This window comes from Candidatus Njordibacter sp. Uisw_002, assembly GCF_047730155.1.
In the GTDB taxonomy this organism is placed as follows: Bacteria; Pseudomonadota; Gammaproteobacteria; order Pseudomonadales; family Balneatricaceae; genus Njordibacter.
The window spans coordinates 1,574,473-1,599,002 of the sequence record NZ_CP159832.1 but is presented as its reverse complement, the minus strand read 5'-3'; the positions used below and the strand labels follow the sequence as shown (position 1 = coordinate 1,599,002).

The 24,530-nt window shown below is 42.0% G+C and carries 24 protein-coding genes; 18 read left to right on the top strand and 6 right to left on the bottom strand.

All coding sequences use genetic code 11. The annotated features are described in order from the left end of the window. The first annotated feature begins 224 nt into the window (after positions 1–224). The 6 genes from ABXT42_RS07640 to ABXT42_RS07615 all read left to right on the top strand — a co-directional run bounded on the left by ABXT42_RS07640 (position 225) and on the right by ABXT42_RS07615 (position 5,299). The gene (locus ABXT42_RS07640) at positions 225–950 is read left to right on the top strand and encodes a ZrgA family zinc uptake protein (RefSeq protein WP_443627555.1); all 726 of its coding nucleotides are present in this window, start codon (positions 225–227) and stop codon (positions 948–950) included. Beyond that, the gene (locus ABXT42_RS07635) at positions 950–1,675 is read left to right on the top strand and encodes an ABC transporter ATP-binding protein (RefSeq protein ID WP_443627554.1); all 726 of its coding nucleotides are present in this window, start codon (positions 950–952) and stop codon (positions 1,673–1,675) included. Before ABXT42_RS07640 ends, ABXT42_RS07635 begins: the two co-directional genes overlap by 1 nt. Next, the gene (locus tag ABXT42_RS07630; protein ID WP_443627553.1) at positions 1,672–2,922 is read left to right on the top strand and encodes an ABC transporter permease; all 1,251 of its coding nucleotides are present in this window, start codon (positions 1,672–1,674) and stop codon (positions 2,920–2,922) included. The genes ABXT42_RS07635 and ABXT42_RS07630 overlap by 4 nt, the downstream gene beginning before the upstream one ends. Positions 2,923–2,936: 14 nt before the next feature. Further along, positions 2,937–3,518 (top strand): DUF3299 domain-containing protein, encoded by a 582-nt coding sequence (locus ABXT42_RS07625; protein WP_443627552.1) that lies wholly within the window; start codon positions 2,937–2,939, stop codon positions 3,516–3,518. 54 nt (positions 3,519–3,572) lie between these two features. Continuing rightward, on the top strand, positions 3,573–4,802 hold the full coding sequence (locus ABXT42_RS07620; RefSeq protein ID WP_443627551.1) for a DUF711 family protein: 1,230 nt from the start codon (positions 3,573–3,575) through the stop codon (positions 4,800–4,802). A 95-nt stretch (positions 4,803–4,897) separates the two neighbouring features. Further along, a complete protein-coding gene (locus tag ABXT42_RS07615; protein WP_443627550.1) occupies positions 4,898–5,299 on the top strand; it encodes an ACT domain-containing protein in 402 nt (133 codons plus the stop codon). Between the two features lie 52 nt (positions 5,300–5,351). Here ABXT42_RS07615 and ABXT42_RS07610 read toward each other — a convergent pair whose 3' ends face one another. After that, positions 5,352–6,110 (bottom strand): SDR family NAD(P)-dependent oxidoreductase, encoded by a 759-nt coding sequence (locus tag ABXT42_RS07610; protein WP_443627549.1) that lies wholly within the window; start codon positions 6,108–6,110, stop codon positions 5,352–5,354. Positions 6,111–6,413: 303 nt separating this feature from the next. Between ABXT42_RS07610 and ABXT42_RS07605 the strand changes: the two genes are divergently transcribed. Both ABXT42_RS07605 and ABXT42_RS07600 read left to right on the top strand, forming a co-directional pair. After that, positions 6,414–7,172 (top strand): TSUP family transporter, encoded by a 759-nt coding sequence (locus ABXT42_RS07605; protein WP_443627548.1) that lies wholly within the window; start codon positions 6,414–6,416, stop codon positions 7,170–7,172. 139 nt (positions 7,173–7,311) lie between these two features. Beyond that, a complete protein-coding gene (locus ABXT42_RS07600) occupies positions 7,312–7,944 on the top strand; it encodes an RDD family protein (RefSeq protein ID WP_443627547.1) in 633 nt (210 codons plus the stop codon). Here the strand turns inward: ABXT42_RS07600 and ABXT42_RS07595 are convergent. After that, positions 7,941–8,261, bottom strand: a complete 321-nt coding sequence (locus tag ABXT42_RS07595; RefSeq protein ID WP_443627546.1) for a hypothetical protein — start codon at positions 8,259–8,261, stop codon at positions 7,941–7,943. The two genes, ABXT42_RS07600 and ABXT42_RS07595, sit on opposite strands and share 4 nt — an antisense overlap. Before the next feature lie 510 nt (positions 8,262–8,771). On the opposite strand from ABXT42_RS07595, the gene ABXT42_RS07590 reads away from it, so the two are divergent. The 10 genes from ABXT42_RS07590 (at position 8,772) to ABXT42_RS07545 (ending at position 20,164) form a co-directional block, all read left to right on the top strand. Next, positions 8,772–9,833, top strand: coding sequence for a LacI family DNA-binding transcriptional regulator (locus ABXT42_RS07590; RefSeq protein ID WP_443627545.1), 1,062 nt, complete (start codon positions 8,772–8,774; stop codon positions 9,831–9,833). 14 nt (positions 9,834–9,847) lie between these two features. Continuing rightward, a complete protein-coding gene (locus tag ABXT42_RS07585) occupies positions 9,848–11,206 on the top strand; it encodes an ABC transporter substrate-binding protein (RefSeq protein ID WP_443627544.1) in 1,359 nt (452 codons plus the stop codon). 174 nt (positions 11,207–11,380) lie between these two features. After that, positions 11,381–12,697: a carbohydrate ABC transporter permease gene (locus ABXT42_RS07580; RefSeq protein ID WP_443627543.1), complete on the top strand. Its 1,317-nt coding sequence runs from the start codon at positions 11,381–11,383 to the stop codon at positions 12,695–12,697. After that, on the top strand, positions 12,694–13,923 hold the full coding sequence (locus ABXT42_RS07575; protein ID WP_443627542.1) for a carbohydrate ABC transporter permease: 1,230 nt from the start codon (positions 12,694–12,696) through the stop codon (positions 13,921–13,923). The genes ABXT42_RS07580 and ABXT42_RS07575 overlap by 4 nt, the downstream gene beginning before the upstream one ends. A gap of 7 nt (positions 13,924–13,930) precedes the next feature. Further along, positions 13,931–15,208: an MGH1-like glycoside hydrolase domain-containing protein gene (locus ABXT42_RS07570; protein ID WP_443627541.1), complete on the top strand. Its 1,278-nt coding sequence runs from the start codon at positions 13,931–13,933 to the stop codon at positions 15,206–15,208. Continuing rightward, positions 15,208–16,260, top strand: coding sequence for an ABC transporter ATP-binding protein (locus ABXT42_RS07565; protein WP_443627540.1), 1,053 nt, complete (start codon positions 15,208–15,210; stop codon positions 16,258–16,260). The genes ABXT42_RS07570 and ABXT42_RS07565 overlap by 1 nt, the downstream gene beginning before the upstream one ends. Before the next feature lie 4 nt (positions 16,261–16,264). Continuing rightward, a complete protein-coding gene (locus ABXT42_RS07560) occupies positions 16,265–17,419 on the top strand; it encodes a glycerate kinase family protein (RefSeq protein WP_443627539.1) in 1,155 nt (384 codons plus the stop codon). A gap of 67 nt (positions 17,420–17,486) precedes the next feature. Then, positions 17,487–18,344 (top strand): glutathione-dependent disulfide-bond oxidoreductase, encoded by an 858-nt coding sequence (gene yghU / locus ABXT42_RS07555; RefSeq protein ID WP_443627538.1) that lies wholly within the window; start codon positions 17,487–17,489, stop codon positions 18,342–18,344. A 23-nt stretch (positions 18,345–18,367) separates the two neighbouring features. Continuing rightward, positions 18,368–19,588: an AGE family epimerase/isomerase gene (locus ABXT42_RS07550; RefSeq protein ID WP_443627537.1), complete on the top strand. Its 1,221-nt coding sequence runs from the start codon at positions 18,368–18,370 to the stop codon at positions 19,586–19,588. 207 nt (positions 19,589–19,795) lie between these two features. Beyond that, the gene (locus tag ABXT42_RS07545; protein WP_443627536.1) at positions 19,796–20,164 is read left to right on the top strand and encodes a glutaredoxin family protein; all 369 of its coding nucleotides are present in this window, start codon (positions 19,796–19,798) and stop codon (positions 20,162–20,164) included. Positions 20,165–20,212: 48 nt separating this feature from the next. On the opposite strand, the gene ABXT42_RS07540 is transcribed toward ABXT42_RS07545, so the two are convergent. The 4 genes from ABXT42_RS07540 to ABXT42_RS07525 are packed head-to-tail and all read right to left on the bottom strand — an operon-like array spanning position 20,213 to position 24,526. Next, complete coding sequence (locus ABXT42_RS07540; RefSeq protein ID WP_443627535.1) at positions 20,213–20,992, bottom strand: L-iditol 2-dehydrogenase; 780 nt, start codon at positions 20,990–20,992, stop codon at positions 20,213–20,215. 42 nt (positions 20,993–21,034) lie between these two features. Continuing rightward, entirely contained in the window at positions 21,035–22,453 is a 1,419-nt protein-coding gene (locus ABXT42_RS07535; RefSeq protein ID WP_443627534.1) for a mannitol dehydrogenase family protein, read from the bottom strand. A gap of 49 nt (positions 22,454–22,502) precedes the next feature. After that, positions 22,503–23,417 carry an AraC family transcriptional regulator gene (locus tag ABXT42_RS07530; RefSeq protein ID WP_443627533.1) on the bottom strand — a complete coding sequence of 305 codons (915 nt, stop codon included), beginning with the start codon at positions 23,415–23,417 and terminating at the stop codon, positions 22,503–22,505. Between the two features lie 41 nt (positions 23,418–23,458). Next, positions 23,459–24,526, bottom strand: a complete 1,068-nt coding sequence (locus ABXT42_RS07525) for an ABC transporter ATP-binding protein (protein WP_443627532.1) — start codon at positions 24,524–24,526, stop codon at positions 23,459–23,461. Positions 24,527–24,530: the final 4 nt, after the last annotated feature.

Sequence of the window (24,530 nt, the reverse complement as noted above, 5' to 3'; positions counted from 1 at the left end):
TACGGCATGCCTGAAGGCACCTACAAAACCATTGGCCAAGAGACAGGTGTTAGGCAACTGGTGGATTTTTTTTATAACATTTTCGACAGCACTAAAGACCAATTGTCGTGGTTTTTAATGGCTTGGATGGGTGATGATCGCAACACTATCACAAAGAAATGTTTATTTATCATTTTTTCCATGCTAACATTATTGTTATGTTATAACATATCTAGGAAATACTAATGAAATCGTCCAACTCAATAAACACCATGCTTACTTGCCTTATGCTCACCTTACCTGCTCACCATGCAATAGCGATCGAGCTAGATGCCCATGAGCACGGCAGTGCTAATCTAGATATCGTAATAGATACTGATACTATTCAAATGAGTTTTCATTCACCTGCTGTGAATATCGTGGGCTTTGAATATGCTACTGATGATAAGCAACAGCTGTTATTAATTAAGCAGGCCAAAGACTCCTTGTCTAATGTGAATGACATGTTTAGCCTAGTAGGTAATGTATCTTGCCAAACAGTAAAGGCATCTGCCAACTGGTTAACTGAACATGAAGAAGAGCATGATGATCATGAAGGGCATGAAGAAGAGCATGATGATCATGAAGGGCATGAAGAAGAGCATGATGATCATGAAGGGCATGAAGAAGAGCATGATGATCATGAAGGGCATGAAGAAGAGCATGATGATCATGAAGGGCATGAAGAAGAGCATGATGATCATGAAGGGCATGAAGAAGAGCATGATGAAACCCCTTCTAGTGAACATGCAGAGTTTATCGCAGAGTATGAATTAACGTGTAAGCAGCTTAATAATTTAACCGCTATTGAAGTTAACTTGTTTGAGTTTTTTCCAGCTATTGCAGACCTAGATGTGCAGATGATTTATGCTGGTGGACAAGTTAAGCAAGAGTTAAATGCCAATAATACCTTGATTGAATTAGCCTACTGATGATTGAACCTGTCCTTAAACCTACCTTAATAGACCTACAAGACGTAGATTTTGCTTGGCATGCCAAAGCACAGCCAGCGATTAAATCTGCGCACTTACAGGTAGAAAAGCATAAGCATGTTTTTTTGCGTGGGGCTTCTGGTTCTGGAAAGTCTACATTGTTAAATATTATCGGTGGCATTGTCACGCCCCAGCATGGGCAGGTAAACATTGTAGGACATGATTTTTGTCAGCTTAAAGGGTTACAAAAAGACAGGGTGCGCGCTGATCACATAGGTTTTATCTTTCAGCAATTTAATTTGATTCCTTATCTATCCATATTAGAAAATGTGATATTGCCGTGCCGTTTCTCAAAGTTAAGGCGTGATAATGCAATTAAACGTTCAGGTAGCGTGTTAGAAGAAGCCACATACTTGTTAAACCGATTGTACCCTAAAGGTAAGTTTAGCTTTCACCGCACTACAAGTGAGCTAAGTGTGGGACAGCAGCAACGTGTGGCCGCTGCCAGAGCCTTGATTGGCCAGCCTCAGCTAATTATTGCGGACGAGCCTACCTCATCCTTAGACTATGATGCTAGGGAGGCATTTATGGCTCTTTTGTTTGATGAAATAAAGCAAAGTGGCTCTACATTACTTTATGTAAGCCATGATCCAACTCATCAACACTTGTTTGATTCAGTAGTAGATATGTCACTGATCAATCCACACTTAGAGTTAGCGCTATGAAACTTAGACTATTAGCCAAAAAGAGCCTTATCAGTAGGCGCTCCACAGCCATACTCACGATTTTTTCTATCGCTATGAGTGTGGCTCTTCTGCTAGGGGTGGAAAAAGTGCGAGTGAATGCACAAAGTAGCTTTGCAAATACAATATCGGGTACAGATTTAATAGTAGGTGCCCGCAGCGGGTCTATTCAGCTGTTGCTCTATTCTGTGTTTCGTATTGGTGACGCCACCAACAATATTAGTTTTAAAAGTTATCAAGATATAGCCCAGCAAAAAGGAGTGAAATGGACTATTCCTATCTCTCTAGGTGATTCACATCGAGGCTTTAGGGTGATGGGTACAAGCAGAGATTATTTTTCTGTTTACCAATATGGAGAAAAACGAACGCTTGAATTTGCTTCTGGCAAGCAGTTTGAAGGTGTGTTTGATGCTGTTATTGGGGCAGAAGTAGCCAATGCGTTAAATTATGCCATTGGTGACCAAGTAATTGTTTCTCATGGCACTGGCAGTGCAAGCTTTGCCCAACATAAAGATAAGCCATTTATTATCAGTGGTATTTTAAAGCACACAGGCACCCCCGTAGATCGAACTCTCCATGTAAGCTTAGCAGGCATAGAAGCAATGCATGTCAACTGGCAGGGCGCTGTCAAAAAGCGCAAGGCAAGTAAAGCGCTTACCGAAGCCAACTTGCAACCTGAGTCCATTACTGCATTTTTGGTAGGGCTAGACAGTAAAATAGCCTCATTCAAAATGCAGCGCTATATCAATGAATATAAGGCTGAGCCGTTATTAGCTATTTTTCCCGGCATTGCCCTTTATGAGCTTTGGGATTTGATGTCTGTAGCAGAAAAAGCACTACTGATCATTTCTATGTTTGTGGTTTTAGCGGCACTCACAGGCATGTTGGCTGTCTCTCTTGCAGGGCTTAATGAACGCAGGCGCGAAGTGGCTATTTTACGCTCTGTAGGGGCTAGTCATTGGCATATTATGGGGTTACTCATTACAGAAACAGTATTATTAACTGTGGTTGGTATTTTATTAGGTCTGGCGTTGCTCTACTTTGGCATCTGGTTTGCCCAGCCTATAATAGAAAAAACCTACGGCTTATTTATCCCCGTCACTGCGCCCAATATTAGAGAGCTTGGCATGGTGTGTGTGCTGCTAATAGCTAGCCTTATTGTAGGCTTAGTGCCTGCTTATCGTGCTTATAAAAACTCTTTAGCAGATGGCATGTCTATTCGCTCATAACATAGAAGAATTTGATGAAAAATATTAATGTTACCTATAGCCACTTCTTGCTCGTCTGGGCACTTACTATAGTGCTGTCTTGTTTTATAGGTAGCAAAGCCTTCGCAGCTGACATAACTGAAATAGATTGGGAGGTATTAATTCCTCAAGACTGGAATCCAAACCAAGCCTTTGAAGACATGACGGATGAAGAGTATTACGCCCTTTCTGAAACCGAGCTGGTGATTTTAGAGCAAAGTGTACAAGCCATGTTTGATGCTGCACCTGTGGTGGAAGCCTTTGATGGGCAGCAGGTAAGAATACCAGGCTTTGTGCTGCCACTAGAGTTTAGTGACACCTTGCTTAAGGAATTTTTACTTGTGCCTTATTTTGGCGCATGCACACACACGCCACCTCCACCTGCTAATCAGATCATTTATGGCAAACTAAAAACAGGTACTAAGTTTGAAAGCATATATTTACCAGTGTGGATTACAGGCACACTTAGCACCACACGTTCACAAAGCGAGCTCACAGAATCGGGAGTAGCTAATGGTGTGGATGTGCAGTCGGCCTATGCTATGGATGTTCAGTTGATTGAACCTTATATAGAGTGATGGGGGCTTCTGCCAGCAATGGTATAGTTTTCCCTCAGCACAGCAGGAATAGATATGACCTATAAAGATAAAACCCTTTGTAAAATCCGCACCATCACTACGTTTATTTCTTTGGATAAAAATAAAGCCACTTGGAAAGATGAAATAAAACAAGCCTCGCAATTTTGTTTAAATTTGACGTCAAAGTTCAGTGTGAAAGGTTATACCGTTCAGTCTATAAGAATCGTCACTAACCCTTTTGGTGAATATTTAAATACTCAAAATTTAGAAAGCGCTAGAACAGACTTAAGTTACTTAAGTGCCTTGTTAACAGAATCTAGTGACTTGGGTATGAGAGTTAGATTTGCGATTGGTGAAGCTAGATCTAAAGAAGAAATAGAGCTTCTACCCGAGCTAATCAAGGAGTTTGGTGATTTATGCAATGTATGTGTCAATGTTAAGCTTGATGAGCATGGGGTTTTAGATAACAGTCTCATTGAACACTGCGTAAAAGCTGTTCAGCACATTAGCGTGATCACACCTAGAGGTGAGGGTAATTTTAATTTTACGGTTAATTTTAATTGTGATCCTCTCATTCCCTACTTTCCTGCAAGTTACCACCACAAGGAGCTAGGTCATCGGTTTGTGATTGGCTTAGAGACGCCTGACCTTCTAGTTGATGCACTTAAAGAATGTAATCAGACGCCCCATAAGAATCACAACGAGCGATTTAAAGACTACTACGAGGGCATGAGTGGTGCGCTACAACATCACATTTCAGCTATTAATCATATTATTGAAACTGAAAATTGTGACAAGTCTTATGCCTTTTCTGGTTTTGATAGCTCTGCTGCGCCGTCTAAAGATTGCGCAAGCATGACGCAGCTATACACACTAATGGGTGTTGAGTATTTTGGAGCAGCAGGCACTGTGGAGGTGTCTTCACTACTGACTAAAGTATTCAAATCTATTAAAGATGTTGACCTTGTAGGCTTTTCTGGTTTAATGCTTGCGCTAACAGAGGACACAGGGCTTGCTGAGGGCAGTATTGATGCGCAGTTTGATATACGTTCTTTATTAACCTATAGCGCTGTTTGCGGCATTGGGCTAGACACGGTGCCTATACCTGGCAATACGCCTGCAGAAAAAATTTCAGCACTCATGAGAGATACAGGAACCATGGCCTATCGGCTGAATAAACCACTTACAGTGCGTTTATTCCCGGTACCTGGGCTTAAAGCGGGTGATTTAACGGCATTTGAAAGTGATGATCTGTGTAATTGTGCGGTTCTTGCTGTGCCTTAGATTGATAGGTTAATAGGCTGATAGATAAAGATTCTGATAGGCTTTAAGAGTATATGTCTATTAAGTAAAGTATAAGTAAGACAGAGATTAGAAAGATGTCAGGAATTACAGAGTTAGATGAGCTTTTAAGCTCAATGGAACCAAAGTTATTAGCACAGGAGTTTGTGTTTTGTAGTGTTTCTGGCACATTAGCGGACTATATGTCGCTTAGTCCATTAGCCACATTTACAGAGCAGGAAGGCCTAACTTTAGTTTTGGAAAAAAGTTTAGCGCAAGGGGCAGGCTTGAAGTTTGAAGGTTCATTTCGTCAAATTACCTTAACGGTGCATTCAAGCTTAGAAGCTGTGGGTTTAACAGCGGCTGTATCCAAAAAACTAGCGGATAAAGGCATTAGTGCCAACGTTATTGCAGCCTATTATCATGACCATATCTTTGTGCAATCAGCCAAAGCTGAGGAGGCCCTTTACGCGTTGACAGAATTTGGTGACTTACATTGAACATGTGGTTAAGCATCGATCACACAGGCTAAAATGATGGATATCAGCTGTTTTATATAGACCCAGCTTCCACCATATAGTTATTGGCAGAACACATGGCCGAATCGTCTGAGGCTAAAAAAACAACCATTCTTGCAACATAAACGGGCTCTATTAAGTCGGGTAAGCATTGCCTTTGTCGCTGTTTTTCTAGTGTTTCAGGAGTGGCCCACAGTTGTTTTTGCCTATCAGTCATAATCCAACCCGGCACTACAGTATTAACTCGGATACGGTGTACACCTAAGTCACGAGCCATTGTTCTGGTCAGCCCGTGCACGGCTGCTTTAGCCGTTGCATACGCCGGAAATCCACCACCTGTTTCATGCCAACTGTTGGATCCCATGTTAATGATAGACCCGCCACCTGCAGTGATCATGCCTGGAGCTACGCACTGCATAGCAAAAAACTGATGTCGTAGATTAGTTTGCAAGCGCTCATCCCAATACTCTGGAGTAATGTCTTGCCAGCTATGGCGGTCATCGTTGGCTGCATTATTAACCAGCACTGTAGCAGGCCCAAGCTTGGTGGCTAATTTTGCCAAAGCAGCTTGTAGGCTTTTTATGTCGGTAAGGTCACACAATTCATAGGAGATGTTATCTGATGTGTTGGCTAGCGCTTTGCTTTTGGCGTGATCTAAATCCACGAACCCAACTTTTGCCCCTTGGGCGGCAAAGCTACTGACAATTTCTGCACCTATACCCGATGCCCCACCTGTGACAAATACTGTTTTATCTTTGAGGCTTGGGTATAAAGCAAACATGGGTTGAGTCATTATAATTTTCCCTACAGGCTAAGTTTTAGCAAATATTTAAAGGCACCTAGGTGATATTTATAAATACTACGTTGATAAAATTATTATTGCTATAGAGGGGCTTTGTTAATCAATATCATGGTCTAGCTCGTTTTTGAACATTATGTGAGCCATCCCTAAACGAATTGTAATCCCCCCGTAAATTAAGATCAGTTTTAAGTATGATGTTAGCCCCACACCCATTCGTTTTTAATAGGTTTTAAGTGTGGCAGGTGGTTTAATAGCATGGCTTTATAAAATCTTTTTAAAAGAAGGAACACTTCAGTGGAGTTTGGGTTTGAAATACTGACGTTATTGTTTGTTGTTGCAATAATAGCAGGTTGGGTAGACGCGATAGCTGGTGGTGGTGGGCTAATCACAATCCCAATATTAATATTGGCAGGCCTTTCTCCTGTGTCTGCTTTGGCTACCAATAAGCTTCAAGGCAGCATAGGCACACTAACAGCATCACTTTATTTCATTAGAAAAAAAACCGTCAACCTTAAAAAAATGAGGCTGGCTATTCTTGCCACGTTTATAGGCTCTGTTTTTGGTAGCTGGTTATTACTGCAGATAAACACTCAACACCTTATTATAATGTTACCCATATTGTTGATATGCATGGGGTTATATTTTCTCTTTTCGCCCAATATAAATGATGAAGATAGGCAAGAAAAAATAAAAGTAGTTTCATTTGCGCTATTTGTTACTCCATTCCTTGGGTTTTATGATGGCTTTTTTGGCCCTGGCACAGGTAGCTTCATGGCCTTGGCTTTTGTAATGCTGCTAGGGTACGGCTTGCCTAAAGCTACGGCCAATGCAAAGATTTTAAATTTTGTTAGCAACATTTCTTCACTATCTTACTTTGTTATTTTTGGCGATGTTAATTGGGTAGCTGGCTTTATTATGATGTTTGGACAGTTTATTGGGGCAATGCTTGGCGCTCGGATGATTTTGAACAACGGCTCCACACTTATTAAGCCTGTTGTTGTAGCGGTTTGTTTCTTTATGTCGATCAATTTACTGTTTAAAGCTTACGGGTAAAATATTTGTTTAAAGAGCAGGACTCTAGTTTATTAATTTACTTATATTTATTGTGTAATACGGGTTATTAATATATTGTTGGCTAGTGTAAAGTGAGTTTTTTATCCGGCCTAGGGTTGATGCGGTTTAAGGAATAATAGTGGATTTTTTACCAACTGAAAATACCAATTATGCGGGTAACTATAAAGTTTTTTCGGGACTGTGGCCCCGTGCATTGGCGGTGATTATAGATGTTATTATGTTGGCACCTATGGTGTTATTTTGTTACGTTATTTTCAATTCGTCTATTACTGCCGCGGTGTTTGGCCTTGCTGTCGTTATTATATTAGCGTTTGGGTATGCCGTTTATTTTAATTTCTCTTATGGCGCTACTATAGGAAAAATGGTTTTAAAAATTAAGGTTACCAATCCTGATGGATCGTCTATTAGCTTAAAGCAAACTGTATTGCGCTTATCTGTAGATATGGCTTTTGTAGCCTTATTTATGACGGCTCTTTTTATCGCATTATCTGATGCTAGTTCTCAAGCCTATGTGGCAGTGGATTGGATGGAGAGGTTAGGATATCTGATACCACTTTATCCATCCTGGTATGATTTGGTAGCAAGCAGATACCTAATTTGGCTTTTCAGTGAAGCTTTTTTCTTGTTGATAAACAAACGAAAGCGCGCCATACATGATTTTATTGCTGGCACTGTAGTTATTAATAGGGAATTTGCAGGAAAAAATGGTCAACCAGGACATCTAATATCATCTAATGAATTAGATGGCTAAGCGTGATTCATTTTTTGAGGATGAAGATCTATGCAGATATTCTTTAATTCATCGACAATCTCAATGCTATTGCCTTCTTTAATGTAGCGAATTAACCACTTTGGTAAGCGCATAAAATTAATATAAAGTAACTCACCTAAGGAATCCACATCAAAGTAATATAGCGTCAGCATAATACCTTGGTCACTACCTGGAAATTCCCCTAGGTGATAGCTGAATATAATACTTTCATCAATGGGTTCAAGTATGTTGGACACCCTAATATGTGGTTTTATTATGGCTTCTTTGTCTACAGTGTAGGGTGTGAATTGGAGCATTTTATTTCCGGGGTTTCAGATTTTATATATGTATAAAAAATAATATTAAATATCTATTTATTAATTTCTACTAATTAATATTTTTTTGCAATAATAATATAATCATAAGTATAGTTTTTTATTAATATTTATAACTTTATATTAATATCTAAATATAATAATTTCATACCAATAATATTTTTTAATAATTTAATAATTTAATAATTTAATAATTTAATACGCTAGCGAGATATTTAAGCTACAAAATTATTCTTCCATAAACCCCTTCAAAAATATCAAAACCATCACTATTTTGGTTGATAGAATCAACCATTTTTCCATCCTTATTAAGAAAATCACATGTAATATTTTACAGACTTAGAAAATGGCTGCGCTCAAATATGTGAGTATTAGTGTGTTTTTCATCCATAAATATTTGCAATTATGTTGAACTTATAGGTTTACGAAACCAGTTTCGTTAAGTATTGTTAATCGTATCTTAATAAATAAAAACAATATTTAGACACCTATATGCAACACAAACGCATCACAATTGCCGTATTAGCAGAGCGATTAGGTCTTTCCAAAGGCTCTGTTTCTAAGGCGCTTAAAGACAGCAAAGAAATTGCTTTCGACACTCGGGTTAAAGTAAAAGCGTTAGCCACAGAGCTGGGTTATCAGCCTTCTGCTATTGCCCAAGCTATTCGCTCAGGTTCAATGCGCTCCGTTGGTTTAGTTCTGCGCACAGATGGTGTTCATAACCACAAACCTTTTTTGTCTTCTTTTCTTGATGGTATTTCAAGGCGCCTAGGCAAAGACGGTTACACCCTAACCTTGGCCACGGCATCAACAGAAGATGAAATGCTTAAAGCACATGCCAACCTTGCAGCTACTAAATCAGTTGATGCTTTCGTTCTACCGCGCACAATGTTGTGTGATAAACGTGCACACTTGCTCAATAAGTTACATATTCCCTTTGTTATGTATGGGCGAACAGACGGTGGAGATCAATATGCTTGGTATGACATTAACCAAGAGGGCTATTTTTCTAGCATTGTTGACCAACTTATTGATCTTGGTCATCGTGAGTTTTTATATCTTGGAGGTGACAGTACCTACTATTATGAAAAAGTACGTCGAAAAGGGTTCTTAACGGCTGTAGAAGCTCACTCCAATGTGAGGTTTGAATGTATTGATGACATTATTGATGTGAAGGAGGGAAGGTCTGCAGCTTTTGCATCTTGGTCTTCGCCAACGCCAGCCACTGCAATTGTTTGCGCTTTAGACAGGGCTGCACTTGGAGCACTGCACTGCGCCCAATCTCTTGGTCTAAAGGCTGGAGCAGACATATCTATTATCGGCTACGACGGTATTCCTGAAGGGGAATATAGTCAGCCACCATTATCAACTTGTGTGGTTGATAATTTCCAATCTGGGTATCAAATTGCTGAAATGCTGTTGCAGCAATTATCCGGTAAGCCAGCTTCATCACTGCAGCAATTGGGTGAAGCTAAAGTGCTGTTGAGAGGCACCACAGGTCCTGCACAGCACAATAGTGTCACTTTGGCACAACATTTAATCAAGAAAAAATAAAAGAGGATTAAGAAATGGGTATATTCCATATAAACAAGGGTGCCGGTATGTTTGCCGCTACAGCTTTGAGTCTGGTTATTTCTGCCGCCGTGCAAGCTGAAACACTAAAGTTTTGGACTACGGAAGAGCAGCCAGCACGTTTGGCTAAGCAAGAAGCCATGGCAGCAAACTTTAAAGCAGCTACTGGTATTTCGGTACAAGTCATTCCAGTGACTGAAAAAGACCTTGGCACACGTGCTACTGCCGCTTTTGCTGCAGGAGACCTACCTGATGTGATTTATCATCCCCTACAGTATGCATTACCATGGGCTGAATCTGGAATTTTGAACACAGATGCCGCTAGTGAAGCAATTGAAAACTTGGGAGAAGGCACCTTTGCAGCGGGTGCACTGAACATGGCTGCTGTGCCAGATGGCTACGCTTCAGTGCCTGTTGATGGATGGACTCAGTTATTAGTTTACCGTAAAGACTTGTTTGATCAGCATGGTTTGGCTACTCCAGATTCATATGCGGATGTATTAGCAGCAGTTGAAAAGCTACACAATCCCCCAGAAATGTTTGGTTTTGTTGCACCCACAAAAGTAGACGAAGGTTTCATGAGCCAAGTGCTAGAGCATGTGTTCCTTGCTAACGGCGTGACCCCTGTAGATGGTAATGGTTTCCAAAACTTAGATGTAGCAAAAACCACCGAAGTGTTGGATTTCTACAAAGCGATCGTAGAAGCCTCTCCTGAAGGTGAGTTGTATTGGAAGCAATCACGTGAATTGTACTTTGCTGGTAAGGCCGCAATGATCATTTGGTCTCCGTTTATCCTTGACGAACTTGCAGGTCTTCGTGATTCTGCGCCACCAACGATTGATGGTGATCCAACATCGCGTGCTCTAGCTGCTAAGACTGGCGTTGTGACTAAGTTCTCTGGACCATCTAACCCAGCAGGCGCGGCTTGGGGTGATGTGCGTTACTTTGGTATTACTTCTGATGCAAATGTAGATAATGCCATTGACTTTGTGCAGTATTCTTTGGGTGAGGGTTATACTCAAACTCTATCGATTGCACCAGAAGGCAAGTTCCCAGTTCGACGTGGTGATGCCACTGATGCTGAGAAATATGTGAAGATTTGGGAGAAACTACCTGTAGGTGTTGACAGAAAGGCACCATTATCTGAGCTATATGAAGCTGATATGATCAAAGAAATCGTGGCAGGTCTCGATAAAGCTCAGCGTTGGGGCGTTACTGAAGGTCAGCTTTCTTTAGCTTCTAAAATCATCAATAGTCAGATTGTTAACCGCTTGGTTCGCAGCTACATTGATGGAGAACGTGACGCAGCAGCTACTGTTGCAGCGTTGAACACTGAGCTTGCTGCTGTTAAGTAAGAGCATTGGTTAGCTCGATACTGGGCTAACTATAAACATACTGAACAACAAAAGTGTTCAAGAGGCTGGGGTGCATTTGTATTCATTTTTTAAATGGATCACTCCAGCTTCATTTCACATTTGGCTTCATTTCACATTTGGCTTTATAACAACATAATGAGGTGACCATTTTGTGTGGTTAAACCTCTTCTTATTAAATTGATCATCTCTATGTCTGATATTGATTCATCTACAATTCCCAGAGACACTCCCACTTCGTCTTCTCCGCCGAAGCACTTGGGGCCTTTGCAAAAAAAAGAAGCCTTGCTGGCTTGGAAAATGCTCTCGCCTACGCTTTTAATAGTCGCGTTAGTTGTCGTGTTACCTTTGCTCGCCATTTTTTGGATTAGCGTTAAACCAGTAGGCTTGGCAGATTTGAGGATCCCAACACCAAGCGTTTATGAACGGTTGCGTGGAGACCTTACCAATGCTGGCGACGTTGCCGTACTTCAATACCGTATATCCAACCCCTCGCGTGAGCACGCCATTGACGGGGTTACTTTAGTTGATGATATTCCACCAGGTTTGTCTTATGATTTATCTGGCACTATCTGTGAGCAAAAAGCTCAAACATTATTTTGTGATTTTGGCACCTGGGACGCAGGTTTTCGAGACAAACTAGTTATCAAAGTGACGTCTTTGTCACCATTCAAAGAACAGCCTGATGTACGCAGCAGTATGCCCATCACAACGGGCACTTCAACCAGCAATTTGGTTAATAATAGTTTCACACTAGATAACTTTAAACAGATATTCTCAGCACAAGAATTTGGTGATGTGCTGTACGCCACCGCATTTTATACCTTTGTGGGTACAGTGGGTGCCATACTTGTGGGTTTGTTTGCTGCTCTCATGCTGAACCAGTCTTTTTTTGGGCAAGGCGTGTTGCGAGGGTTTTTGTTGTTTCCTTATGTGGCACCCATAATTGCAGTGGCCTTTACTTGGGTCACACTGTTTGATCCCTTTTCTGGCTCTGCCAATGCGTTGCTACTACAAATGGGTTTAATCGATAGCCCGGTTAACTTTTTTGGGAAGCGTGGTTTGGCTTTGGTTATGGTTACTGTGTTTGAAATATGGCGTTATTTTCCATTATCATTTTTGTTTATTTTGGCACGGATGCAGTCTATCGATACCCAAATGTATGAAGCTGCTGATATGGATGGTGCCACCCCAATGCAAAAATTTTGGTATCTGTCTATTCCTCAATTAACTGGTATCTTATCTATTTTGTTCTTGTTACGTTTTATTTGGACTTTTAATAAGTTTGACGACATTTTCTTGCTAACTGGTGGTAATGCAGGCACCAGAACCCTGACAGTGAATGTGTATGAACAAGCATTTGCCATTTCAAATATAGGTGGTGGAGCTGCTGTAGCTGTGGTGGTTTTTGCTTGTTTGTTAGTATTTTCTTTGTTTTTTATCCGGTTTATTTCTAAAGAGGAAGGGTTATGAGCATACTAAGACAAGGTTTGCTCATAGCCGTTATTATAGGGTTTTTGTGGACCGTGGTATTACAGTTTACCATAACTGTTGCATTGGCTTTTGGCACTGGCGGGGGTTATACGCCGGTTTGGTTAGTGTCAGGTATTGTTGGCATGACCAGCGCCATAATATGGATCTTATATAACCAAACCACTAATCCCCTTAAACTGATGGCACTGCAACAGGCATTAACGATAGTGTTGATGTTGAGTTTATCTTTTGGACAGCCGTTTGGAGTGCCTTTAACTGAGAGCTTGTGGTTACAAATTGGAGCTCTTGTGGTGTTGGCTTATGCATTAAACTACACCCTGCGGAATATGTTGAACGACATCACTATTGGGCTTCAAGTTCGCCATAATGCTGAAATGGCGGCGATCAAAAGTTTGCTTGCGTTTGGGTACCTATTCTTTGTAGCGATTGTGATGATCCCCTTTTACGTGATGATAATGACGTCGTTTAAATCACAACAAGCACTACTGATTAATCCTTTGGACTTTAGCTTAGATTGGCAACTGGGGTGGGGGCTATTTCGTAGCTATGTAGAGTTGTTTAGAGACTATAATTTTGGCACCTATCTTCTGAATTCGTTTGTTATTTCAGTGCTTACAGTTTTAATTACTCTGCTTTTTAGTGCGCCAGGTGCCTATGCCGTAGCTCGTCTTAAGTTTAAGGGGCGAGCATTTATGGTACGAGGGATTTTACTGATCTACATGGTGCCATTGATTGTTTTGGCGCTGCCTATTTACATCGTATTTTCTATCCTTGAATTGCGCAACTCATTGGTAGGCATTTTGTTGATTTATCCTGTGACAACTATTCCTGTAGCCCTGTATATGCTGCAGGGATATTTTCGTGGTCTACCAGAGGAAGTAGAAGAGGCGGGGCTTATGGATGGCTTGTCTCGCTTTGGTGTGGTTATGAAGATCACCTTACCTTTAGCCTTGCCAGCTCTTGCATCTGTGTCTTTATATGTATTTATGATTGCTTGGAATGAGTTCTTGTTAGCATTTATGTTATTAGATGATCCTTCCATTTTCACCCTGACCCGTGGGGTTTCTATGCTTAATTCATCTGAAATACCGCGCCAGCATTTGATGGCTGGCGCGGTAATATCTACTCTTCCCATAATGCTTATTTTCTTATTTTTAGAACGTTTCATGACCAAAGGTTTAACTGCTGGTTCTGTAAAAGGGTGACACTGTAATGACAACTGTAATAAATGAACATTCACTGAGTTTGAAACAACGTGCTCAGAGTATTTTGAAGGCCAATGACCAAGGTGGTTATACCGTGCCAACCAAAGGACTATATCCTTACCAGTGGAATTGGGATTCGGTGCTCGCCGCATGGGGGTTTTCTAGTTTTGATGTAGATCGTGCTTGGCAAGAGCTTGAAAGTTTATTTGGTGGACAATGGGAAAACGGCATGGTGCCACATATTATTTTTCACAAGCCTGATGATAGCTATTTTCCTGGGCCTGCTGTTTGGGGTGCGGATCGTTCACCAGCGACAACAGGAATTACTCAGCCTCCTATAGCGGCGACTTTTGCACGTAAAATATATGATGAAGATCGCAAACTAGGTTTATCTAGAGTACAAGCACTTTATACGCCGTTATTGCGTTGGCATCGGTGGTTTATGACGTATCGGGTGGAAGAAAATGCCATTGTCATCACCCATCCTTGGGAAAGTGGTCGTGATAATGCCGTTGACTGGGACTTACCTGCTCGGCAAGTAGATGTGTCTGAGGTCGGTGAATACACGCGCCGAGATACATCCCATGTAAATTCTGATATGCGGCCAAAAAAGGCCGATTATGATCGTTATATTGCCTTAGTTAATCTAGGTCGTAACACTGGCTGGGATGAAAAGAAGATACGTGATATTAGCCCTTTTCGTGTGGCAGATCCAGGTATGACCTTCATACTACTTCGTGCATGTCGTGATTTACTTTGGTTATGCGAAGAATTAAATGATGACGCTAATGCTGACAAAGACGAAATTGAAGGCTGGATTAGCACTCTTGAAGCGGGGGCCCAACGCTTATGGAATCCAGCTATTAGCGCTTATGATAGCTTGGACATTCGCACTGGAAAATATGCTGGAAGTTTGTCTAATGCTAGTTACCTTTGTTGGTATGCAGGCATTCAATCTAGCACGATGCTTGAGCATTTAAACAGAGTTTATCAACAGTTGCCTTACCCAGTGCCTAGCTTAGACCCAGGGCACCCTGATTTTGACCCTTTGCGTTACTGGAGAGGGCCTGTATGGCCGTTCTTTAATGCGTTAATCGGCATAGGTTTGGAAGATGCTGGTCAAACTGATGAAGCCTTACACTTAAAAAATGCCACAAACAAGCTCATTGCTAAAGAAGGTTTTTTTGAATACTGTCATCCACAAAGCGCACAAGGTGCTGGTGGCGATAACTTTACGTGGACTGCAGCAATTTGGCTTAGCTGGATTGATAGGGGAATGAATTAATGGGAAACATCGCACTACAAAAAATTGAAAAGTGGTATGGCAACTCTCAAGTTATCAAAGGTATAGACTTAGAGATTAAAAAAGGTGAGTTAATCATTTTTGTAGGCCCTTCTGGGTGTGGAAAATCTACCTTGCTGCGTATGATTGCAGGCCTAGAGGAGGTCAGTCGTGGAGCTATCCTAATAGGTGACAAAGACGTCACTGGGCAGTTGCCAGCTACTCGTGGCTTGGCGATGGTATTTCAATCTTATGCGTTATATCCACATATGAGTGTGGCTGAAAATATGGGCTTTAGCCTTAAGACATCAGGCGCTAATGCTAAAGAAATAAAGACTAAAGTGGATGCTGCTGCTCAAGCTTTAAAACTAGAGCCATTAATGGGAAGGCGTCCTAAAGATTTATCTGGTGGTCAACGACAACGAGTAGCAATTGGCCGCGCCATTGTGCGAGATCCAATTGCTTTCTTATTTGATGAACCTTTATCTAACCTAGATGCAGCTTTGCGTGTAGAAATGCGTCATGAAATAGCTAGACTGCACCAAGTGCTGAAACGCACCATGGTTTACGTAACCCACGACCAAGTGGAAGCAATGACCTTGGCAGATCGCATCGTGGTATTGCAAGGTGGTGTGATAGAGCAGGTAGGGACTCCTAGGCAGCTTTATGAGGGCCCCCAAAACATCTTTGTGGCGCAGTTTATTGGCTCACCAAAAATGAATCTGATCAATGGCGAAACAGTAGGCAGCACCTTTACTGCTAATGATATTGCTGTCATAGACTCACCAACGGGCTCTTGTTACTTAGGCATTCGCCCAGAACATATGAGTGTTTGCGAAGCGGGTGCAGGGATGGTTGATGGTATTGTGGAAGTAGTGGAATATGTTGGCTGTGACGTGTATATTTTTGTGAATACGCAAGTGGCAGGTGTGCTTAATATTCGTTGCTCGCCAGAGCATGACTTCCAGCTAAGCCAAACCATTGGTATAATTTTCACCCAAAGCCACTGTCACTTTTTTGATACTAATGGCCAACGTATTACTGTCACCGGATAACAATATGCGCAAGATAATCATAGCGCCAGACTCTTTTAAAGAGACCCTCAGTGCTGTGGTTGTAGCGCAGACTATTGCGTCTGCTCTACAGCGAGCAATGCCAAATACGCAAATAGTATGTTTGCCTTTAGCTGACGGCGGAGAAGGCACTGCTGCGGCTCTTGTAGAGGCCACTAATGGCCGTATTATTGAAACTAGCGTCAGTTCACTTCTCAATTTTCAGGGTAAGCGTGTTGTGGCTCAATGGGGTTTGCTGCCGCCTTTGAATGAACATGGCACTGCAGTGATTGATATTGCTGCAGCTTCTGGGCTTGGACTCATCCCTCATAAAGATCGTAACCCTTTAGTTAGCTCTACCTATGGCACTGGAGAAATTATTCTTAAAGCCCTGGATTTGGGCGTGAGAGATTTTATTATAGGCCTAGGTGGAAGTGCCACCAATGATGCAGGTACTGGACTATTGAGAGCCTTGGGTTTACAGCTAAATGATGAATCTGGTGCTCCTGTTGGGTTTGGCGGTGCGGCTTTAGCCCAAGTGCATAGCATTAATGCGCAGAAGCTGGATCTTAGATTGATGGAATGCACCATATCCGTTGCCTGTGACGTAGACAACCCTTTACTGGGCCCTAAAGGGGCTAGTGTCATTTACGGCCCCCAAAAAGGGGCTACTACTTCAATGGTTACTCAGCTTGATGCGGCGTTGGAACACTTTGCAAATGTTAGCGAAGCCATGACAGGGTTAGTCCACCGAGACCATGCAGGTGCAGGTGCAGCAGGAGGCACTGGATTTGGTTTAATGCAATACACCAAAGCTCAATTTCAACCTGGCATAGACTTAGTATTAGATCGCATTGAATTTGATGCCCATCTAAGTGATGCTGATTTAGTGATCACCGGTGAAGGCCGTTTAGATTCCCAAAGCCTTAATGGTAAAGCACCAGTAGGAGTGGCAAAGCGCGCTAAGCAGCATGGTCTTTTTGTGATGGCTATTGTGGGCAGTGTAGACGTTGACGAAACCTTAATGGTGGAGGCGGGTATTGATGCGTGTTTTAGCATCATGCCAGGTGTGAGTGATTTACCCAAAGCTATTGAAAATGCGGTTTTTAACTTAGACCAATGTGCTTATAATGTAGGCAAGCTAATCAGCTTTAAAAAATAGCTATAGGCTTTGACAGGCCTATGAATATAATCACCTTTGCTATTTACTACACACAGAGATACTCAACATGAGCGACATTTACACTCCTCCCAAAGTATGGACATTAGATACCCAAAGTGGCGGCCACTTCGCTAGCATCAATCGGCCTGTAGCCGGTGCCACACATGATAAAGAGTTGCCTAAAGGCAAACACCCTTTGCAGCTTTATTCATTGGGCACTCCTAACGGCGCTAAAGTGACGATTTTGCTGGAGGAGTTAGTGCAGCTGGGACTTAAAGATGCCGAGTATGATGCGTGGCTGATTAATATTATCGAAGGGGCTCAATTTAGTAGTGGGTTTGTAGATATTAACCCCAATTCAAAAATCCCAGCATTAATAGATTACAGTAGCGCACAGCCCATACGCGTGTTTGAGTCGGGTGCTATTATGCTCTACTTAGCTGAAAATTTTGGTCAGTTTGTGCCAGAATTGGGTTCGGCTAAGCGCCCAGAATGCCTGTCTTGGCTCTTTTGGAATATAGGTAGTGCACCCTTTTTGGGTGGTGGTTTTGGTCACTTTTATGCTTACGCACCTGATAAATTAGAATATCCCATTAACCGTTATGCCATGGAAGTGAAGCGCCAGCTAGATGTGCTAGATAAGCAACTAGCCCACCATCAATACCTGTGTGGAGATGAGTACACTATCGCCGACATCGCAAATTTTGCTTGGTATGGTGCTCTGGTATTAGGCGAGCTCTATAGTGCAGCAGAGTTTTTAGATGTTGCAAGTTATCCCCATGTAACGCGTTGGGCCACACAAATACAGCAACGCCCAGCAGTAATAAGAGGCAAGCGTGTCAACCTAGCGTGGGGGCCTGAAAAAGATCAACTGCCAGAGCGCCATAATGCCAGTGACTTTGATCACGTGAACGTTAGCCCTTAAACGCGAATAGCAGGTAAAACACCATGAACACTGCGAGTAGTCAGGTCAAAGATAGTTGGTTGTCTAAGGCCTTTTTAGAACAGCAAATTCAATCTATATTAGCTTTTTATGTACGCCACGGCCTGCAACCTGACCAGAGCTTTAACCACAGCTTAAATATAGATGGTGGCCACAAAGACCCCACGCACTATCATTTGGTGAGCAGCTGTCGCTTAGTTGTTAATTTTTGCCGTGGCGCTCTTTTGTCCGATAATCGTGTTCAAAAAGCTAAGCACTTAGCGACAGTGCAGCATGGGCTAGATTTTATTGAGCAAAAGCATGCTTGGAAAAATGCACAAGGCTACCACTGGGAGCTAAAAAACGGTGAAGTAAAAGACTGCGATCAATATTGTTATGGCTATGCGTTTTTAATGCTCACATACGCCAATGCATATCAGGCAGGCATAACATCTGCTTTGCCTGCACTGAAATCAATACACCAGTTAATGCAGCAGGTTTTCTGGCAAGAAGATTTTGGTTTGTTTGCAGACCAAGTGCATAGTGAGTCTGGGAAATTGTCCAGCTATCGCGGCCAAAATGCTAACATGCATGCATGTGAAGCCCTTATTGCTGCTTTTGAAGCCACGCAAGATGATCTTTTTTTGCAGCAAGCGCTGCGCATTGCGAACACGATTGTTAATCAGCAAACCGCGTCTACCAATGGGCTTTTGTGGGAGCATTACAACCAAGATTGGCAGGTAGATTGGACCTATAATCAGCACGATCCACAAAACTTGTATAAGCCTTGGGGTTACCAAACAGGCCACTTTACTGAATGGGCTAAGTTGTTACTGATATTGCACGGTTATAAACCTCAAATTTGGATGTTAGATAAGGCCAAGTTTTTAGTTGATACGGCATGGCAACGTGGTTGGGACAAAACCAGAGGTGGGCTTTATTATGGCTTTGATCCACAAGGATCTGTGTGTGATGACAATAAATACTTTTGGGTGCAAGCCGAAACCTTACCAGCCCTTGCCATGTTATCTAAGCATTATCCAGACGGTTCATACTTAAGCTATTTGAAACTACTAGGCGACTATTGCGAAAGCCACTTTATAGAGCCCTCCAGTAGAGTGTGGCGGCTTGTATTAAATGCAGATAATCAACCAAAAGATCAATGGATCGCTTTGCCTGGCGCTAAGTGCGATTACCACAGTATAGGTGCGTGCTACGACTTATTACGATGTAATAATGGTCATTAAGAACACATAAAACGATGATAAAAAAGAAGGCTGAATTTAGTCAGATCCTGTAAACTATGCTCAGTTTTTGGGGGCTCACTAGATGTTTGAAGTGATTGTAAGCACTGTGAGTTATTAAACAATTTACCGCAAAATCGCTTAGCTTATCTGCTTAAGCATATAAACCAATGCGTATTTCAATTAACCAATTATTGGTGGAGCTAGTTAATGAAAATTATTCGATGGATTTTGGGACAAATTATTTTAGTACTAGATTTTATGACCTCACCAAAAGCAGTAGTAAGAGAAGCAGCTGCTCAAAAAGCCATAGATGATGTGACCGCGACCATGTCGATGTATCAGTTTAAAACTTGCCCTTTTTGCGTCAAAGTACGCCGAGAATTAAAGCGCCATGCACTGCATATTGAGCTACGTGATGCAAAAGGTAATGCTCAACATAAGGCCCAGCTGACCCAAGAAGGTGGACGCCACAAGGTGCCTTGTTTAAGAATAGAGCAGGCTGATGGGGCAGTAGAGTGGTTGTATGAGTCTAATGATATTATTGCTCGTCTTAAAACTCAGTTCAAACTGGCATAGATTTTCAATTAAGGTTAGAGCTAGTTTTCATGTATCTTTAGATGATGGCTAGCTCATCCATTGCCCACCATCAACGTTGTAGGTTTGAGCAACGATATAATCAGCATCACTACTGGCTAAAAAAACTGCCATGCCAGTAAGATCTTGGGCTACGCCCATACGTCCATGGGGTACACTTTTACCTACCTGAGCTTTCTTTTCACCCAGTTCTAACCCTTCATGCTTCGCAAAAAATGCGTCAACGCCATCCCAGTGCTCGCCATCCACCACACCTGGAGAGATAGCATTCACATTGATGCCATGTTTTATAAGGTCTAATCCTGCCGATTGCGTCACACTGATAATGGCAGCTTTAGTGGCGCAGTAGACGGCTACCAAACCTTCACCACGGCGGCCTGCTTGGCTTGCCATATTGATGATTTTCCCACCTACTCCACGCTCAATCATATGCTTTGCAACGGCTTGCATCATGAATACAGGCCCCGCCAGGTTTACCGCAAATACCTTGTCATAATCGGTGCGAGTAATATCGATAAAGGGGGAGGCGGTAAACAATGCGGCATTATTGATTAAGATGTCAATTTTTCCCCACTTAGAAACTGAGTGAGTCACACAGTCATCAATGCTAGTTTGATCGGTTACATCTAATACCTGTGCAATACATTGATCACCTAGTGCTAGTGCTGTATTGCTTGCTGCTTCAAAATCAATATCTGCAATAATGACCTTAGCGCCTTCAGCTAAGTACCGCTTCGCAAAGGCTTTACCAATGCCTCTAGCGGCGCCGGTGATTAGTGCTACTTTGCCCTCTAGACGCTGTGTGTGCATTACATTTACCTTATCAGGCTTTCAGTTAAGCTTTATCTTAGATTAAGCCACTGGAAAACGCGAGATCATTAAGGTGATGGCTTGTGTTAGGTTTTGTTTAAACTCTGGGAACTGGTTAGGTAACTTGCCCCATAGGTCTTGGCTTTCAATAAATGATGTTACATTAAGCCCATCTACAAGGGTGTCCAAATAGGCCCATTTGGGTTCTACATAATCAAAATCAATTTCCCCAGCTTTGACTTTACACATAAATACATACCAAGCCGCAATACCTTGTAATCCATTTTCAGGAATACGACCTTGGGCATAGCTAGTAGCAATAGTAGGTAAAATAAAGATAGGGAACTTAATACCACCATCAGCACAAATTCGCGCCACAGCATCTGCAATGTTGCTATTACAAAAGCGAGTTTTAGTAAGTGCGTAATAGTCCAACAAATTGATTGGAGATTCTCCAATCGCAGGAATTACTTCTGTAGTTTCGTAGGCTGAAAATAATGTATTGAGTTCTTCATCAGCCAAGCCTTGGTCATAAGTGTTGTAGCCTTTAAGTGCTGCAAAGTAGGCTAGTATGGTGTGGCCACCATTGAGAATACGTATTTTTGCATCTTCATAGGGAGAGACATCATCTACCAATTCCACACCCACGCGCTCAAAATCTGGTCTTGGTCCAGCAAAATTATCTTCGATCACCCACTGAGTGTAAGACTCAGACATTACCGTAAGGGGGTCATTTAAACCAAACGTTTGCATTACATCTGTCACATGGATTGCGTCAGGTCTTGGGGTAATGCGATCTACCATACAGCACGGAAAGGTCACATTGTCATTGATCCAATCCATTAGCTGGGTGTCATTACATGCCTTCAGAAATTGTTCAAAGCCTGATTTTAGATAATGGCCATTGTCACGTAAATTATCGCAGCATAGTAATGTGATGGGCAGGTTACAACCCAAACGACGCTTGTTTAAAGAAGCCCTCAGATAGGCGTATATGCAGCTGCCTGAGCCGCTTATAGCATCAGTAATAATGGGTAGGTGGGTTTCTAATAGCCCGTTTTCTGAAAGATAATAGCCGCCTTCAGTAACGGTCATAGTGATTAAGTGAACATTTTCATTATTCACCACTTCAGCTGCTGCGTCAGCGTTTTGTGACCAATCGATAGTAGATAAAATAGACCCAATCTCTTGATAGGTCGAGTGGTTTTCTGGAGACAAGGTCTTTAAAGTGTATGTGTGTTTTTGTTCAGCCAGTAAATGACCGATGCTAGCATCTTCAGTACGCAAATTAATGCCCATGATGCCCCATTTTTGTTGATCGCTATCGCCCAACAAGGTGTTAATGTAAGCAGCTTGGTGTGCTCTATGAAAGGCACCAATACCTACGTGAATAATGCCGACTTCACAGTCTGCTTGGCTGTAGTTTAGGGGTGTAAGTTGCGTTTTGTGTAAAGCGTTCATAGTATTATCTTTATCGTGCTTATAATTTTTTTTAGAAACTAGCTACATGCTATGGCATGGCTATTGTTGGTTTTACAATGGCTTTATCTTTACCTAAATTAGTTTGGATAATGCGTCGGTATTCTCCAGGCGTTTTGCCTTTTAGCTTCACAAAATGACGATTGAAATTAGTAATGTTGTTGAATCCAACATCAAAACAAATCGCTGATATTTGATCATTGGTTTCTGCTAATTGAATGCATGCTCTGCCTATGCGGACACGGTTTACAAATTCAACAAATTTATTGCCCGTAGATTTAGCAAAATGACGTGAAAATGCGCTCTCACTCATATTGATCATGGTGGACATTTTGCCAAGAGATAAATTTTCTTGGTAATGATCTGCAATATATTGCACCACATCATTTATTTTATTGGCTGCCGAGCTTGTCAGCGGTGAGGTCAGCTTTGCGGTTGATAAGGTGCGTTTGTGTGGCCAGGCTTTAAGCTTTGATAAAAGCTGCATGAACGCTAAAAGACGATCCATGCCTGACGCATCACGCACCTTGCCAAATAAATCTATGGCTTGGGACATATCAAAGTCTACAAACTCAAGGCCAGATTGAGATAGCTCAAGCATGGACATTAGTTCTTGAATTTCACTAAATCCTTGGAGCATGTGATCCATGGATTTATGAGAAAAAACAATCACCATGTCACGCACATCTACAGGGCTAGGTTCATCTTTGTTTGTGACCCAGTTATGGGGCACATGAGGCCCCACAAGAATCAGTTGACCCGGTTGATAACGTCCAATGTGATCGCCTACAAATACCTTGCCGTGTGTACTCACCATTAGGTGAAGCTCGTAAGGTGCGTGGGCGTGCCAACGGATTAAATCAGAAGGCCAGCCATGTTCCAAGTAATAGATACCATCATCAACATTTTCAATGATTTCTACTTGATTAAACGTGTCTGTTTTCATACGGGCCTCCCTTTAAAACATACTACATATTAATGTATTTTTTATAACGACTTAATCAAATCACCCGTAATTGCAGGGCTAAGACGTGCACCTTTATCATCAAAGCTGTGCACTTGTTCTAGATCTAAACCAAACTCAATGGTTTCTCCTAGGGCAACTGGAGCTAAGCTTGAGGCGCGAATAGCAATTTGACAATCATCACCATAAGTTAGATAAACCAGTGTTTCTGCACCTAGACGTTCGATTAAGTTCACAGTGCCAAGCATGCCTTTCTTATCAAGCATAATTGACTCTGGTCGGGCACCAATCCAAGCCGCATTTTCAAGGTTACGATCAACCTTTTCATTGTTGCTTAAGTAGTTGGTGACCGTTTCATCCATAGGGAAGAAGTTCATTTTAGGTGTGCCAATAAACTCAGCAACAAAACGGCTTTCTGGGTTGTAATACACGTCCATAGGCGTGCCCACTTGCTCTACCTGACCGGCATTTAGAATGACCACTTTATCGGCTAAAGTCATCGCTTCAACTTGGTCGTGGGTCACATAGATCATAGTAGATTTAAGGCGATGATGCAGGCCAGCAAGCTCTTGGCGCATTTGTACACGCAATGCAGCGTCTAGGTTTGACAATGGTTCATCGAACAAAAATACAGATGGGTGGCGAACGATAGCGCGGCCGATAGCCACACGTTGACGCTGGCCGCCAGACAAAGCTTTAGGCTTACGATCAAGTAGCGGCCCAAGCTGTAAAATAGCCGCTGTGTCAGCTACCTTTTGAGCAATTTCTTCTTTACTTGCACCCGCTAAACGCAGTGCAAAAGACATGTTTTCTGCCACGTTCATGTGTGGGTATAGCGCGTAAGATTGGAATACCATCGCTAGATCACGCTGAGCGGCTGCCACTTGGGTAATGTCACGATTACCTAAAGAAATTGTGCCAGAGCTTACATCTTCTAAGCCAGCAATTAAGCGTAGTAGGGTAGATTTACCACAGCCTGAGGGACCTACAAAGACGACAAATTCGCCTTCTTCAATATTTAAATCAATGCCACGAATAGCGTGGAAATCGTCAAAATGTTTGTGTAACTGAGAGATATTTAAAGTAGACATTATA

What these genes read in the sequence shown, in the direction of transcription:
- ABXT42_RS07640 (WP_443627555.1), top strand. Translation starts at nt 225, where the DNA reads ATGAAATCGTCCAACTCAATAAACACCATGCTTACTTGCCTTATGCTC.
- ABXT42_RS07635 (WP_443627554.1), top strand. Translation starts at nt 950, where the DNA reads ATGATTGAACCTGTCCTTAAACCTACCTTAATAGACCTACAAGACGTA.
- ABXT42_RS07630 (WP_443627553.1), top strand. Translation starts at nt 1,672, where the DNA reads ATGAAACTTAGACTATTAGCCAAAAAGAGCCTTATCAGTAGGCGCTCC.
- ABXT42_RS07625 (WP_443627552.1), top strand. Translation starts at nt 2,937, where the DNA reads ATGAAAAATATTAATGTTACCTATAGCCACTTCTTGCTCGTCTGGGCA.
- ABXT42_RS07620 (WP_443627551.1), top strand. Translation starts at nt 3,573, where the DNA reads ATGACCTATAAAGATAAAACCCTTTGTAAAATCCGCACCATCACTACG.
- ABXT42_RS07615 (WP_443627550.1), top strand. Translation starts at nt 4,898, where the DNA reads ATGTCAGGAATTACAGAGTTAGATGAGCTTTTAAGCTCAATGGAACCA.
- ABXT42_RS07610 (WP_443627549.1), bottom strand. Translation starts at nt 6,110, where the DNA reads ATGACTCAACCCATGTTTGCTTTATACCCAAGCCTCAAAGATAAAACA.
- ABXT42_RS07595 (WP_443627546.1), bottom strand. Translation starts at nt 8,261, where the DNA reads ATGCTCCAATTCACACCCTACACTGTAGACAAAGAAGCCATAATAAAA.
- ABXT42_RS07590 (WP_443627545.1), top strand. Translation starts at nt 8,772, where the DNA reads ATGCAACACAAACGCATCACAATTGCCGTATTAGCAGAGCGATTAGGT.
- ABXT42_RS07585 (WP_443627544.1), top strand. Translation starts at nt 9,848, where the DNA reads ATGGGTATATTCCATATAAACAAGGGTGCCGGTATGTTTGCCGCTACA.
- ABXT42_RS07575 (WP_443627542.1), top strand. Translation starts at nt 12,694, where the DNA reads ATGAGCATACTAAGACAAGGTTTGCTCATAGCCGTTATTATAGGGTTT.
- ABXT42_RS07570 (WP_443627541.1), top strand. Translation starts at nt 13,931, where the DNA reads ATGACAACTGTAATAAATGAACATTCACTGAGTTTGAAACAACGTGCT.
- ABXT42_RS07565 (WP_443627540.1), top strand. Translation starts at nt 15,208, where the DNA reads ATGGGAAACATCGCACTACAAAAAATTGAAAAGTGGTATGGCAACTCT.
- ABXT42_RS07560 (WP_443627539.1), top strand. Translation starts at nt 16,265, where the DNA reads ATGCGCAAGATAATCATAGCGCCAGACTCTTTTAAAGAGACCCTCAGT.
- yghU (WP_443627538.1), top strand. Translation starts at nt 17,487, where the DNA reads ATGAGCGACATTTACACTCCTCCCAAAGTATGGACATTAGATACCCAA.
- ABXT42_RS07550 (WP_443627537.1), top strand. Translation starts at nt 18,368, where the DNA reads ATGAACACTGCGAGTAGTCAGGTCAAAGATAGTTGGTTGTCTAAGGCC.
- ABXT42_RS07545 (WP_443627536.1), top strand. Translation starts at nt 19,796, where the DNA reads ATGAAAATTATTCGATGGATTTTGGGACAAATTATTTTAGTACTAGAT.
- ABXT42_RS07540 (WP_443627535.1), bottom strand. Translation starts at nt 20,992, where the DNA reads ATGCACACACAGCGTCTAGAGGGCAAAGTAGCACTAATCACCGGCGCC.
- ABXT42_RS07535 (WP_443627534.1), bottom strand. Translation starts at nt 22,453, where the DNA reads ATGAACGCTTTACACAAAACGCAACTTACACCCCTAAACTACAGCCAA.
- ABXT42_RS07530 (WP_443627533.1), bottom strand. Translation starts at nt 23,417, where the DNA reads ATGAAAACAGACACGTTTAATCAAGTAGAAATCATTGAAAATGTTGAT.
- ABXT42_RS07525 (WP_443627532.1), bottom strand. Translation starts at nt 24,526, where the DNA reads ATGTCTACTTTAAATATCTCTCAGTTACACAAACATTTTGACGATTTC.